The 12,740-nt window shown below is 69.2% G+C and carries 12 protein-coding genes; 5 read left to right on the top strand and 7 right to left on the bottom strand.

The window, feature by feature from the left end; translation table 11 throughout:
* Positions 1–11 precede the first annotated feature (11 nt).
* The 5 genes from KM176_RS10850 to ygiD form a co-directional block, all read right to left on the bottom strand.
* Positions 12–3,137, bottom strand: coding sequence for a transporter substrate-binding domain-containing protein (locus tag KM176_RS10850; protein WP_160896027.1), 3,126 nt, complete (start codon positions 3,135–3,137; stop codon positions 12–14).
* 237 nt (positions 3,138–3,374) lie between these two features.
* The gene (locus KM176_RS25360) at positions 3,375–3,605 is read right to left on the bottom strand and encodes an aldo/keto reductase (RefSeq protein WP_375372134.1); all 231 of its coding nucleotides are present in this window, start codon (positions 3,603–3,605) and stop codon (positions 3,375–3,377) included.
* 36 nt (positions 3,606–3,641) lie between these two features.
* On the bottom strand, positions 3,642–4,205 hold the full coding sequence (locus KM176_RS10855) for an aldo/keto reductase (RefSeq protein WP_236045273.1): 564 nt from the start codon (positions 4,203–4,205) through the stop codon (positions 3,642–3,644).
* Positions 4,206–4,274: 69 nt separating this feature from the next.
* Positions 4,275–5,249: a glutathione S-transferase family protein gene (locus KM176_RS10860; protein ID WP_160896026.1), complete on the bottom strand. Its 975-nt coding sequence runs from the start codon at positions 5,247–5,249 to the stop codon at positions 4,275–4,277.
* Positions 5,250–5,259: 10 nt separating this feature from the next.
* Positions 5,260–6,081 carry a 4,5-DOPA-extradiol-dioxygenase gene (gene ygiD / locus KM176_RS10865; RefSeq protein ID WP_160896025.1) on the bottom strand — a complete coding sequence of 274 codons (822 nt, stop codon included), beginning with the start codon at positions 6,079–6,081 and terminating at the stop codon, positions 5,260–5,262.
* A 133-nt stretch (positions 6,082–6,214) separates the two neighbouring features.
* On the opposite strand from ygiD, the gene KM176_RS10870 reads away from it, so the two are divergent.
* Positions 6,215–7,111 carry a LysR family transcriptional regulator gene (locus KM176_RS10870; protein WP_160896024.1) on the top strand — a complete coding sequence of 299 codons (897 nt, stop codon included), beginning with the start codon at positions 6,215–6,217 and terminating at the stop codon, positions 7,109–7,111.
* A 23-nt stretch (positions 7,112–7,134) separates the two neighbouring features.
* Here the strand turns inward: KM176_RS10870 and KM176_RS10875 are convergent, their stop codons facing one another.
* Complete coding sequence (locus tag KM176_RS10875; protein WP_160896023.1) at positions 7,135–8,412, bottom strand: NAD(P)/FAD-dependent oxidoreductase; 1,278 nt, start codon at positions 8,410–8,412, stop codon at positions 7,135–7,137.
* Between the two features lie 207 nt (positions 8,413–8,619).
* Here KM176_RS10875 and KM176_RS10880 point away from each other — a divergent pair, with 207 nt between their 5' ends.
* Positions 8,620–9,516: a LysR substrate-binding domain-containing protein gene (locus KM176_RS10880; protein WP_160896022.1), complete on the top strand. Its 897-nt coding sequence runs from the start codon at positions 8,620–8,622 to the stop codon at positions 9,514–9,516.
* Here the strand turns inward: KM176_RS10880 and KM176_RS10885 are convergent.
* Positions 9,513–10,412, bottom strand: a complete 900-nt coding sequence (locus KM176_RS10885; protein WP_160896021.1) for a LysR family transcriptional regulator — start codon at positions 10,410–10,412, stop codon at positions 9,513–9,515. The two genes, KM176_RS10880 and KM176_RS10885, sit on opposite strands and share 4 nt — an antisense overlap.
* Positions 10,413–10,541: 129 nt before the next feature.
* On the opposite strand from KM176_RS10885, the gene KM176_RS10890 reads away from it, so the two are divergent.
* From KM176_RS10890 to KM176_RS10900, 3 genes are all read left to right on the top strand, one after another.
* Positions 10,542–11,024 carry a hypothetical protein gene (locus tag KM176_RS10890; RefSeq protein WP_160896020.1) on the top strand — a complete coding sequence of 161 codons (483 nt, stop codon included), beginning with the start codon at positions 10,542–10,544 and terminating at the stop codon, positions 11,022–11,024.
* Positions 11,021–11,584, top strand: a complete 564-nt coding sequence (locus tag KM176_RS10895; protein WP_160896019.1) for a peroxidase-related enzyme — start codon at positions 11,021–11,023, stop codon at positions 11,582–11,584. Before KM176_RS10890 ends, KM176_RS10895 begins: the two co-directional genes overlap by 4 nt.
* 214 nt (positions 11,585–11,798) lie before the next feature.
* Entirely contained in the window at positions 11,799–12,740 is a 942-nt protein-coding gene (locus KM176_RS10900; RefSeq protein ID WP_160896018.1) for a LysR family transcriptional regulator, read from the top strand.

Genomic DNA, 12,740 nt, shown 5'->3' on the forward strand with positions numbered 1-12,740 from the left:
CCCCGGGCGGTTCAGAGCCGCCGCGCCGGCAGGGCCGCCTGGATCGCCCGCAACAGGTCGCCCGGCGTGCAGGGTTTCTGCAGCACCACCGCCTGGCTGTCCTGGCCGGGCCGGTGCGCGGGCCCGGTGTAGCCCGACATCAGCACCACCGGCAGGCCCGGGCGCAGCCCCCGGGCCGCCTTCGACAGGGCGAACCCGTCCAGCCGCCCAGGCATCACCACGTCGCTCAGCAGCAGGTCGACCGGGGTGCCCGCCTCCAGCAGCGCCAGCGCGGCATCGCCGGAGGGCGCGGTGACCACATGGTAGCCGCCCCGGACCAGCGTGTCCCGGGTCAGGCCCAGCAGATCGGCCTCGTCCTCGGCCAGCAGGATGCGCTGGCGGTTGCCGGGCTTCGGGGGCTCGGGCGCGGAGTCCTCCTCGGCCTCGGCCCCATCCTCCGCGACCGGCAGATACAGCCGGACCGTGGTGCCGTGCCCGGGCACCGAATAGATGCTCATGCGGCCAGCGGCCTGCTCGGCAAAGCCGTAGACCATCGACAGCCCCAGACCGGAACCGCGCCGTTCCCCCTTGGTGGTGAAGAAGGGATCGGTGGCCCGCGCGCGCACCTCGGCGCTCATGCCCGGGCCATCGTCGGAGACCGAGAATTCGATCCGGCTGTGCGCGCCCCCCGGGGGCTGGCCGGACTGACCGGCCTCAAGCAGATCGCGCACCTGCCGCACCGAGACCCGGATGCAGCCGCCCTGCCCGGTGCCCAGGATCGCGTCGCGGCTGTTCAGCACCAGGTTCAGCAGCGCGTTCTCCAGCTGGGACAGATCGCAGAAGACCACCAGATCGCCCGCAGGTTCGATCACCTCGAGCGTGATCGTCTCCTCGATCAGCGGCGTGGCGAGGGCCCGGAACTCCTCCAGCACGACGGCGACGGAATGCGCCTTCTCCTCTCCGGCGCGGCGCTTGGCGAAGGTCAGCAGCCGCGCGGTCAGCGCCGCCCCGCGCCGGACCGAGGCGGCGGCGGTGCGCAGGTAGCGCGCGCCGGTCTCGTCCGTGTGGTCCATGGCCAGCTGCGCGGCATAGTCGATGGTGGCCAGGATATTGTTGAAATCATGCGCCACGCCGCCGGTCAGCTGGCCCAGGGCATCCAGCCGGCTGGAGCGTTCGGCCCGCTGGCGGGTCTGCTCCTGCTCGGTGACGTCATCCATCACCAGCACGGTCGAGATCTCCTGCGGGCCGGCCCCCGCCACAACCGAGCTGGAGACGTTGACGAAGCGCATCGGATCGTCCGGCGCGCAGCGCAGCAGCGCCGGCTCTCCGCGCAGCACCTCGCCGCCAAGCGCGCGGTGCACGGGATCCTCCTGCGGCGGCAGCGGCTCCATGGTGGAGCGGTCGAGAAAGCGGACCTCGGGCGGCCAGGCGAAGGAGGGGGCCGGATCACGCCCCAGCAGCGTCAGCGCCCCGGGATTGGCCAGGATCACCTGGCCGTCGCCGCGCAGTCCGAAGATCGCGCTGCGTGCGGCATCCAGGACCGCGCCCAGCCGGTCGGCCACCACCCGGCGCGACTGCGCCAGCCGTTCCGCCCGGCGCCGCGCCCGCAGCGCCTGCAAGAAGAAGGCCAGCAGCACCAGACCCGCAAGCCCCGCACCCAGGATCTGCGCCAGCCGCAGCCGCGCCTCGGTCCAGAACACCGGCGGGGACAGCCAGCGCGTCCGCAGCGCCTGGTAGTCCTCAGAGCTCAGGTAGCCCGGGATCACCGCATCCAGACGCTCCCGGATGTCACCCAGGCCACGACGCAGGCCGATGGCCCGTTCGAAGGTGAAGAACGGCTGGGGCACCTCGGCGACCAGGCCCTGCCGGCCCTGTGCCTCCAGCAGCGCGCGCATCGTCACCGTGGGATAGAGCATGGCATCGACCTGCCCCTCCAGCAGGCCCGCCAGCATCGCCTCGGCGCTGTCGTAGACCCGCAGCTCCAGGTCACCGCGCGCCTCGGCCTCGGTGCGGGCAGCGTTGCGGGCCACGACGCCCACCGGGTGCCCGCGCAGATCGGCCAGACCGGCAATGCCCGCGGCCTCTCCGGCCCGGGTGAAGATGGCATAGGGAGAGCGCTGGATCGGAATGGTGAAATCCATCTTCTCGCGCCGGTCCACCGTCACGCTGAGCGGCGGCAGCACGTCGTAGGAGCCGAAGTTGGGCCCCTCGGCCCAGGCATCCGAGGTGATCTGGCGGAAATGCAGTTTCAGCCCGGCCCGCGCCGCCAGGTCGCGCAGCGCCTCGACGCCGTAGCCGGAAAAGCTGCCGTCCTCGCCGATCACCTGGTAGGGCGGGAAATCCGTCACCCCGACCTCAAGCACCGGCGGCACCGGCGCCGGGCGCACCATGTTCCAGGTCACCAGCAGCTTCTGCAGCGTCCCGTCGGCCTGCATCGCCGCGATCGCGGCATTGATCCGGGGCAACAGCGCCGCCCGGCCCGGCGCCAGTGCCACGTAATGCGAGACCAGCTGCAAGGGCTCCCCGGCGATGCGCACGTCCTGCTCCAGCCCGGCGCGGCTGAGCGTGTCGAGCGCCGCCTTGTGCAACGCCACCACACCATCGACCTGCCCCATCAGCAATGCGCCGAAGGCCTCTGCGGGGGTCATGAAGGAGGCGACGCGGTTATGGCCCCCCAGCATCGCCAGACCACTGCCCGCAGTGCCCTGGATCATGCCGATGCGGCGGTCCTGCATCGTGTCCGGCAGCTCTGACAGGGGGGCGTCGCGGCGCAGGAACAGATAGACGGCGGTTTCGGCCAGCGGATCGGAATAAAGCACCTCCGGCCCAAGCGCCGGCAGCCGGACGACACCGGCCATCATGTCGACCTGCCCCCGGGCCAGCGCCTGGTAGCTGGCCTGCAGGCTGGGGTAGTCGCGCCAGACCAGATCGATCCCGGCACGGTCGGCGACGGCGCGGGCCAGCTCGGCGAAGAAGCCGCTGACCGATCCGTCGGGGCGGACATCGTAGAGACCGGGGAAGGGCGTCCAGGGCAGTGTCAGCTGCGGTCGGTCCTGGGCCCGCAACGGTCCCGAAAGCAGCGCCGTCAGCGTCACAAGCAGCATCGCCAGCCGCCACATCGCCCCTGCGCCCGCCGCGCGGACCCGTCCTTCTGCCATCGCTGCCCTCCGCCGGCGCACGGCGCCGCGGCGCCCCTGTTCGCGCAGCCTTAGCACGGTTTTGGGCGCCGAAGGTTAATTGTCTCTGGGAAGGCGTTGTTCTCGGACAAGCCGTGCAATTGTCCACGCATTCTGGGGACAGGGCGGTGGATAACTCCTCGCAGCGCCAACGTAGCAAGGCCCGGACCTGACATGCCTGCAAAACAGGCTGCCCCTAGGGCTGTGCACGTTCCGTTCCTAAGGTGTTTCAAAGGTTAATGGATTTGGCCCGGTTCTGCGACCCTCGTCAAGCTCTGCAATGCCGGCCATTTCCCCGGCGGTCAGGGAAAAGTCGAAGAGGTCAAAGTTCATCTCAAGGCGCTCGGGACGGGTGGTCCGGGTCAGCACCGAGACGCCCAGTTGCAGGTGCCAGCGCAGGATCACCTGGGCGGGCGTCTTGCCGGTGCGCGCGGCGGCATCGCGGATCACCGGGGCGTCGAAATACGCCCCCTGCCCCAGCGGCGATCAGCTTTGGGTGACGATGCCGCGCCGGGCGTTCTCGGCGCGCAGGAAGCTTTGCTGAAGGCCGGGATGGATCTCTACCTGATTGAGGGCCGGCACCACGCCGGTCTCGGCGGTGATGCGGTCAAGGTGCGCGGGTTCGAAGTTCGACACCCCGATGGAGCGCACCAGCCCCTCGGTCTGCGGCGCCACGAGGGTCTTCCAGGTCTCCGCGTAAAGATCCTGGCCCGGGCAGGGCCAGTGGATCAGCACCAGATCAAGATAGTCGAGGCCGATGCGCCGCAGGCTGCCTTCAAGCGCGGCGCGGGCGGCGTCGAACCCCTGGTCGGTGTTCCAGATCTTGGTGGTGACGAAAAGCTCTTCACGGGGCACGGGGGCGGCGCGCAGGCCCGCGCCCATCGCCTCTTCGTTGCCGTAGATGAAGGCGCCGTCGATCAGCCGGCAGCCCTGGCCCACGGCCTGCGGGATCAGCGTCGGCAGGAGGTCGCCGGGCACCTGCCAGACCCCAAGGCCAAGCTGCGGCAGGGCGTACCCGTCATTGAGGGGAAGAGAGGGAATCTGAGGCATCGGCTCCGGGTCCTTCTGGTTGTCCGTGACGGACAAGATAGGCGAAGGACCCGGTGCGTCGATGGCGGCTCAGCCGGCAGCAGAAGCGAGCAGCGCCGCGACATGGGCCGGCCCGGTGGGCCGGATCCCGGTGGGGTTCAGCGACTTGATGGAATAGTAGCCGCGGGTGATGTGATCCATGTTCACCGTCTTGATGATCCCCGGCAGGTGCAGGATGCGCGCCATGTAGGCCGAGAGCCGGGGATAATCCGCGATCTGGCGCCGGTTGGTCTTGAAGATGCCGTGGTAGGCGGCATCGAAGCGGATCAGCGTGACGAAGGTGCGGATGTCGGTCTCGGTCAGGCGTTCACCGAACAGGTAGGGGCCCTGGTTGCCAAGGCGCTCTTCCAGCTCCCCGAGCATGGTGAAGACACCCTCGACCGCCTCGTCATAGGCCTCCTGGGTGGAGGCGAAGCCGGCCTTGTAGACCCCGTTGTTCAGCAGGTCGTAGATCCGCGGATTCAGCACGTCGATCTCCTCGGCCAGATCCTGCGGGTAAAGCCGCAGATCGGAGGGCACGAGGTGTTCGAAGGCGGTGTCGAACATGCGCACGATGTCGGCGCTTTCGTTGTTGACCATGACGCCCAGCTTCTCGTCCCACAGCACCGGCACGGTGGCGCGGCCGGTGTAATGCGGATCGGCGCGGGTATAAAGCTCATGCAGGTGGCCGGCGGCGAACAGCGGGTCTTCCTCGGCGCCCGGATAGCCGCCGAAGGCCCAGCCCTGATTGCCCAGCGTCGGGTTGACCACGGTGACCGGGATCATCTCCTGCAGGCCCTTCAGCTCGCGCGCCATCAGCGTGCGCGAGGCCCAGGGGCAGATATAGGCGACATAGAGGCGGTAGCGCCCCGGTTCGGCCTTGAAGCCGCCGGTCCCGGTGGGGCCGGCGCTGCCGTCGGGCGTGATCCAGTTGCGGAAGCCCGAGACCTGCCGCACGAAGCGCCCCTTCTCGTCCTTCTTCTGCACCGGCTGCCAGTCGGCCGTCCATTTTCCGTCTACAAGCATGGTCTTTTCCTCAGGCGTGGAACACGAAGGAGCGCATGGAGACCGAGCCGAGGTCGATCGCGTCCGTCATGAAGGTCAGGTCGTCGCGGGCATCCGCCGCGCCGGCGATGGTCAGCGCCGGCAGGTAGTGGTCCGGGCTGGGATGGGCGATCCGCAGCAGGTTGCCCAGTTTCTTCGGGTTGGCGAGCGTGGCAAAGTCGCGATCTTCCAGGCGGTCGGCAAAGAGCGCGTCGAACTCGATGGCGAAATCCTGCGGCTTGCCGTTGAAGCTGAGCGCCGAGAGGTTGTGCACCACGTTGCCCGACCCCAGGATCAGCACGCCGCGATCACGCAGCACCGACAGCGCCTGACCGACTTCCAGCTGGTGATCCAGCCCCCGGCCCATGTCGACGGAGACCTGGAAGACCGGCACGTCGGCCTCGGGATAGAGGAACTTCAGCACCGTCCAGGCGCCGTGGTCGAGGCCCCAGCTGTGGTCCTCCTCGGCGTGGTGGCTGGCCAGCAGGCTGACCACCTCGCGCGCCAGTTTCGGATCGCCCTTGGCAGGATACTGCTGGGCGTAAAGCGCATTGGGGAAGCCGTAGAAATCGTGGATCGTCTTCGGCATGGCCGAGACATCGACCAGCGTCGTGCCCCGCGTCATCCAGTGGGCCGAAACCACCAGGATGGCATTCGGGCGCGGCAGGCTCTGGCCCAGCTTGGTCCAGGCGCGGCTGTAGGCGCTGTCCTCGATGGCGTTCATCGGGCTGCCGTGGCCCAGGAAAACCAGGGGCATGCGGTCGGAGGCCGGGAAACGTTCGGCCAGTTTCTTCAGGGCAGAAGCGGTGCTCATGTCATCTCTCCGGTGCGGGCGCGGCCTTGGCCGCGGCTTGTCTGTGTTGCAGCCAACTTAGGGAAACCGGGGCTTCCACAAAATGGCGAAGTTGGTTTATGACTATCCTCAATTCATTCCGAATGGGGCTGCCATGGATCTGGTCGACCAACTGAGGGCCTTCGTGGCCACCGCGCAGGCGGGTTCCTTCACCGCGGCCGGCGAACAGCTGGGCCTGTCGAACCGGTTGACCTCGAAATACGTAGCCGAGCTGGAGACGCGGCTGGGCGTGCGGCTGTTCCAGCGCACCACGCGGCGGGTCGGGCTGACGCCTTCGGGCGCGGATCTGCTGGCCCGGGCGCCGGCGCTGCTGGATGATCTGGATGCGCTTCTGGGCGAGGTCTCGGAAGGGTCGCGGGGGTTCTCGGGGGTGATCCGGGTCTCGGCCCCCGTCACCTTCGGAGAGGTCTACGTGACCGGGATGCTGGAACGTTTCGCCCGCGCCAATCCCAACCTCAGCTTCGACCTGCGGCTGGATGACCGTTACGTCGATCTGGCAAGCGACGGCATCGACCTGGCGTTCCGGCTGGGGCGGAGCGAGATGCTGTCGCTCAAGATGAAGCGCATGGGGGCCTGGCGCGCGGTGCTGGTCGCCAGCCCCGACTACATCGCCGCCAACGGCGCCCCGCAGACCCCGGAGGATCTGGAAGGCCATGCCTGCATCCTGGATACCAACCGCGCGCAGCCCCGCCGCTGGGTGTTCGAACGCGACGGACAACAGATCGTGCGGCAGGTGCAGGGGCGCTTCCATGTGAATTCGGCCCGCGCGGCGGTCGAGCTGGCGCGCCGGGGCATGGGCCTGGCCTACGTGCCCCGCTTTGCGCTGCACGCGGCGCTGGCCGAGGGGGCGGTCACCGCCCTGATGGGCGATCACGAAGGCGAAAGCGGGCCGGTGTCCGCCGTCTATCTGGAAGGGCGCGCCCTGCCGCGCAAGATCCGCGCCCTGATCGACTTTGCCGCCGAGGATATCACCCGCGCCGACATCCTCTAGCCCGGCGCGCCCGGGCCGCGCGATCAGACCGGCAGGCGCGGGGCCGCCGCATGGCTCAGCGCGGCCCCGAATTCGTAGTAGCCGCCCAGCAGGGTGGTGAATCGCTCCGCATAGGCCGGGAGCACCGGCAGCGGCAGCGCCTCGGCCCCCGCGCCCAGCAGCGCCCGCGCCGCCGCCGTGCCCAGCACCGTTCCCGGGCAGATGCCGCGCCCGGAATAGCCGAAGACGGCATAGGCTTCGGGGGCGAATTCCACGACCTTCGGGATATGGTCCCGGGTCATGGCGATGCGCCCGCGCCAGTGGTGTTCGAAGGGCAGATCGGCCAGCGCCGGGTAAAGCGCCTTCAGCTTGCGCCGCGCCCAGCCGGCATGGATCGCGCCCGCCGCCCCTTCGGAATTGCCCATGCCGCCGACGATCAGCCGCCCCGCCGCATCGGTGCGGATCGACGACATGACCAGCGCGGTGTCCCAGCACCCCTCGCCCCCCGGCAGCACCATGGCGCGCTGTGCCGCCGTCAGGGGTGCGGTGGCGAACTGGCAGTAGCTGACGGCGACATATTGCGGACGATACGCCCCCTCGGCCCCGGCATGATAGGCATTCGTCGCGACCAGCAGCCGCCGGGCCCGGACCCGGTGGCCATTGGCCTCGACCTGCCAGGCGCCGTTGCTGCGCGCGACCCGGGTGACGGGGCTTTGTTCGTGGATCGCGGCGCCCAGACCGGCGGCGGCCCGGGCCAGGCCGGTGCAATAGGCGCGCGGCTGCACGGTGCCGGCACGCGGATCCAGCAGCGCGCCGTGGAAACGTTCGCTGCCGGTGCGCCGCGCCGTCTCGGCCCGGTCCAGCAGCTGCAGCGGAGCGCCGAAACGATTGCCCTGGCGATAGCGTTCCTCCAGGTCCCGGAAACCGCTGGGCGCATGGGCCAGGTGCAGCGTGCCGTTCTGCACCGCTTCGCAGGCGATGCCATGGTCACGGATCAGCGCAAAGACCGTCTCGGGCCCGCGCCCAAGGGCCTCGATCAGGAGGGGACCGGCGGCCTCTCCCATGATCGCCACCACCTCCTCGGGCGGCAGCCAGAGCCCGGCATTGACCAGACCGACATTGCGCCCCGACCCGCCATGGGCCACGCTCTGCGCCTCCAGCAGCACCACCGATGCGCCACTGCGGGCCGCTTCCAGCGCGGCGGCGCAGCCGGTAAATCCGCCGCCGATGATCACCAGGTCCGCCGACGCATCGGCGTCCAGCGGCCGCGCATCCACTGCCTCGGTATTGGTATGGGTCCACAGATTTGCCGATGCGGTCATCTTGCTGCCTCCTGGGGAAGGCAGAGCGGGATGCGGCGGGACCCCGAAGATTTTCAAAAAGCGCCAACCAACGGGTTCGGCGCAGATATCGAAGGATCGGGGCCCCGGGCATTGCATCCACTCTGCCATGGGGATTTCATAAGAAGTGCCGCAGCAAAAGCGTTGCGAAAAGCGATTTGTCCGCACCTAGGTTGGAGCTTTTGTCACATGTCGATCCCAAGACGCTTCCTGCCGACGATCAGCAGCCTGCGTGCCCTGGAGGCCGTGGACCGGCTGGGCAGCGCGGTCGCGGCGGCGCAGGACCTGGATCTGACGCATTCCGCCGTCAGCCGGCAGCTGAAAAGCCTGGAAGAGCAGCTGGGCGTGACCCTGTTCCTGCGCGCCGGCAAGGGGCTGCGGCTGACCACGGCGGGCCGCAGCTATGCCCGTTCGGTGCGCGACTGCCTGGACGACCTGGCGCAGGCCAGCCTGCAACTGCGCGCCGCCGGAGAGCGCAACGGGCTGAGCCTGGCCATTCCGCTGACCTTCGGCCTCTACTGGATGGCGCCGCGCCTGCAGGCCTTCCTGTGCGATCATCCGCAGGTGCACATCAACCAGGCAACCCGGGACGGCCCCGTCGATTTCGCGACCGAGAAATTCGATGCAGCCGTGCATTTCGGCGTGCCGGACTGGCCGGGGGTGGACACCCTGCCGCTGGCGCGCAACCGGCTGGTGCCGGTGGCCCGGCCCGGCACGGGGCTGGGCGCCGAAACACCGCCGCGACAGCTTCTGGAAATGCCCTTGCTGCACCTGACCAGCCGACCCGGGGCCTGGGAAAGCTGGTTCCTTCAGCACGAAGTCGCGCCCGGCCATCTGCGGGGCGCGCTCTTCGATCAGTTCATGGCCCTGTCGGAGGCGGTGGCGGCGGGACGCGGCGCGGCGCTGCTGCCGGATTTCCTGGCCACGCGCGAGATCCGCGCGGGCCGGATGTGCCAGATCGGCCCTGCCTTCGAGGATCCCGGCAACTTCTACCATCTGGTCTGGCCCCAGGACCCCGCCCCCGGTCCCGAGCTTGAGCGGCTGATCGCCTTCCTGCGCAGCCGGGCCGAAGACCCGCAGCCCTAGCGCGACACTGCGCAGACCCCGCCCACCTGCTCCGACGCCCGGCGGAATCCGTCGCACAGCAGCGCCTCCAGGTCGGCAACCGCGCTGGCTCCGCGCCGGAACAGGCCCCAGGCATAGGGGATCGGCCGGGCCAGCGGACGCACCGCCACCCCCGGAACCGGCACCCCCCGCGCCGAGACGCAATCGACCAGCGCGATCCCCAGGCCGGCCCGGGCCGACAGGATCGCGTTGAGGGAACTGTTGGTGGTGATCTCGGCCCCAGGGGTCACGCCGGCCTCCAGCAAGGCGGCATTGATGGCATGGCGCACCCGGTAGGAATTGCCCACCGTCAGCAGCCGCTGCCCGGCCAGCTGCGCCAGCTCGAAAGGCCTGTCGGCGTCTTCGGCCTGCGCCTCGGGCAGCACCGCGACCAAACTGGCCTCGGCCGTCGCCAGGCACTCCACCCCGGCATGGGAAAAGGGCAGCGCCGAAAGACCGTAATCACAGGCCCCTGACTGCAGCGCCCGGGCCAGGTGTTCGGCATCCATGGTGGTCAGCGTCACCGCCGGCGGCAGGCCCGCGCCCAGATGATCCATCAGCACCGGCGCCAGGCCCGCCGCCATGGTCGGCGTCGCGGCCAGCGCCAGCGCGCCCACCGTCTCGTCCCGCAGGCTGACCGCGCGCCGCGACAGCCGCGTGAAGGAACTGAGAAGCTGTCGTGCATCCTCGAAGAACAGCAGCCCCTTGGCGGTCGGGGAAATCCGCGGCCCGTTGCGTTCGAACAGCGCAAAGCCCACCTGGGCCTCCAGGTCGCGGATCATCCGCGTCACCGCCGGTTGCCCGATCCCCAGCTGGCGCGCCGCTCCGGTCATCGAGCCGGTGGCCATCACCGACACGAAGGCCTCCAGATCACGCATACTGGGGGTCGGATTATTTCCATTTGACATAGTAGAGCCTCGATGATCTTCTTGGCGCATCATAGTCGCCGGGATCGGGTTTGCACAACGTGCCGCCCGCCCCGTCGGCGGAAGAGAGAAGAGACTGCCATGACCGGTTCCCCGGATGCCATCGACAGCGCCATCGGCCTGTCCCCGACCGACAGCCTGCACGCCCTGCGCGCGCTGCGTCCCGAATTCGTGTCGGGCAGCGAGGACTGCCGGGCTGCGGTGCTGACGCCCGCCGCCGATCTGGGGCTGTCGCCGGCGCTGCGCATGGCCGTGGCCCGCCGCGTTGCCGCCACCGCCGAGATGCCCCGCCTGCTGGCAGGCTACCCCGCCCCCGCCGATCCCGCGCTGGCCGCCCTGGCCGAGGGCGAGACGCCCGAGGACCCGGCGCTGGCCGCGCTGGCCCGCCATGCCGACATGATTGCCCGCACGCCCAGGGCCGCGTCGGCTGCGCATCTCGCGGCGCTGCAGGAGGCGGGTTACACGGTGCCGCAGATCATCGCCCTGTCGGAACTGCTGGCCTATGTCTGCTACCAGATCCGCGTGGTCGCCGGCCTGTCCCTGCTGAAGGGAGACGCGGCATGAACGATCACATCCCCCAGATCACGCTGAAGCCACTGACCTGGACCCCGCACCTGCCGCCGGTCGAGATCGCCGAGGCCACGCCCGCACAACTCGAGGCGATGAAGGTTACGCCTTCGGCCAAGAAGGTCTCTCCCTATGTGCGGACGCTGGCGCATGATCCCGACAGTTATGTCGCGCGCACCGTGCTGTTCAACGCCATCATGTATGCCGAGGGCGGGCTGGAGCGCGCCGACCGAGAGCTGGGCGCGCTTGGCGCCTCGCTGGTCAACGGCTGCCAGTACTGTGCCAACGTGCACGCCCGCCAGCACGCGCGGCTGAACGGCACCGCCGCGACCTCGGCGCTGTTTGCCGGGCGCCGCGATGCGCTGAACGCCCGCGACGCGGCCATCATGGATTTTGCCGAAGCCCTGACCGCCACGCCGCCCTGCGCCGATCAAAGCCATGTCGCCGCCCTGCGCGCCGCCGGCATGAGCGACCCCGAGATCCAGGATCTCGTGCATTCCATCGCGATCTTCGGCTGGGCCAACCGGCTGATGCATCCGCTGGGACATTCCGACTGATCCCGACCAAGGGACCCGGAAAGCGAAGGCCGGTACGCCGAAGGGCGTGCCGGCCTTTGTCGTTCACGTTCATCTTTCGCCGAATGAATGATAATATTTTCATCATGCCATTTTGGGCATCATGAATCGGCTTTTACGCGAAAAAAGCACGCTGAAACTTGATGTATGTCATTTCTGAATTGATTCGAGCGATCAATTCAGGATTCATGGGGACATGCATCAGAGAGACCTCGCCACATTCCTTCGAGTCGCCGAAGCCGGGTCCGTCACCCTGGCCGCCGAGATGCTGGGCCGGTCCCAGCCTTCGGTGTCGCGCTGCCTTCAGGATCTGGAGGCCTCGCTGGGCTTTTCGCTGTTCGAACGCGCCGGGCGGCGGATCTCGCTCACCGCCGAGGGGGTCGCCTTCGAGGAAGAAGCCCGCCGGCTGCTGGCGCTGTTCGAGGATCTTCCCGCCCGCACCCTGGCCCGCGCCAAGGGCACCGCGCGGCCGATGTCGATCTCGGCCACCTATGCGCTTGGCACCGGGCTGGTGCCCCATGCGCTGGCCCGTTGGCCCGAGGCCGACCGCCCGAAGGAAATCCGCCTGATGCAGGCCGCGCCCAATGCCGTGGCCCAGGACCTGCTGTCGGGCAATGCCCGCATCGGCCTGGCCTCGCTGCCGCTGGACGTGCCGGGCGTGAACGCGGAACGGCTGTTCCGCGCGCCGCTGGTCGCCGCCCTGCCCGAGGCCCGCACCGACGAATTTCCCGAAGGGGTCGCGGTGTCGCTGGCCCAGGTCGCCTCGGACACCGTGGTCACGATGCTGGACCAGACCCGTCTTCAGGGCCGCATCCGCCAGGCGCTGGATGCCGCCAACGTGCATCCCGCCCGGGCGATCCGGGCCAATTCCTCGGTCTCGGCGTTGCAGTTCGTGCGGCTGACCGGCGCCACCGCCATCGTCGAGCCGATCACCGCCTACGGCACCGCGCCGCGCGGCGTGATCCTGCGCCCGCTGGTCGAGACCGTCGATTTCACCTTCGGCTTCTTCGCCGCCGAGGGCGCCGCCACCGCCCGCGACACCCAGGATTTCTTCGACCTCTGCGAGGAGACGCTCTTCGCCCTGGTCCCCCAGGTCCGCCCGCTCGACGGATCTCCTCATTCCAAGATCAGAGACTGA

Source organism: Pseudooceanicola endophyticus (assembly GCF_018760365.1).
Classification (GTDB): Bacteria; Pseudomonadota; Alphaproteobacteria; order Rhodobacterales; family Rhodobacteraceae; genus Pseudooceanicola; species Pseudooceanicola endophyticus.

Bases quoted from the DNA above. Each gene is read 5' to 3' on its own strand.
- KM176_RS10850 (WP_160896027.1), bottom strand. From the start codon at position 3,137: ATGGCAGAAGGACGGGTCCGCGCGGCGGGCGCAGGGGCGATGTGGCGG.
- KM176_RS10855 (WP_236045273.1), bottom strand. From the start codon at position 4,205: ATGCCTCAGATTCCCTCTCTTCCCCTCAATGACGGGTACGCCCTGCCG.
- KM176_RS10860 (WP_160896026.1), bottom strand. From the start codon at position 5,249: ATGCTTGTAGACGGAAAATGGACGGCCGACTGGCAGCCGGTGCAGAAG.
- ygiD (WP_160896025.1), bottom strand. From the start codon at position 6,081: ATGAGCACCGCTTCTGCCCTGAAGAAACTGGCCGAACGTTTCCCGGCC.
- KM176_RS10870 (WP_160896024.1), top strand. From the start codon at position 6,215: ATGGATCTGGTCGACCAACTGAGGGCCTTCGTGGCCACCGCGCAGGCG.
- KM176_RS10875 (WP_160896023.1), bottom strand. From the start codon at position 8,412: ATGACCGCATCGGCAAATCTGTGGACCCATACCAATACCGAGGCAGTG.
- KM176_RS10880 (WP_160896022.1), top strand. From the start codon at position 8,620: ATGTCGATCCCAAGACGCTTCCTGCCGACGATCAGCAGCCTGCGTGCC.
- KM176_RS10885 (WP_160896021.1), bottom strand. From the start codon at position 10,412: ATGCGTGATCTGGAGGCCTTCGTGTCGGTGATGGCCACCGGCTCGATG.
- KM176_RS10890 (WP_160896020.1), top strand. From the start codon at position 10,542: ATGACCGGTTCCCCGGATGCCATCGACAGCGCCATCGGCCTGTCCCCG.
- KM176_RS10895 (WP_160896019.1), top strand. From the start codon at position 11,021: ATGAACGATCACATCCCCCAGATCACGCTGAAGCCACTGACCTGGACC.
- KM176_RS10900 (WP_160896018.1), top strand. From the start codon at position 11,799: ATGCATCAGAGAGACCTCGCCACATTCCTTCGAGTCGCCGAAGCCGGG.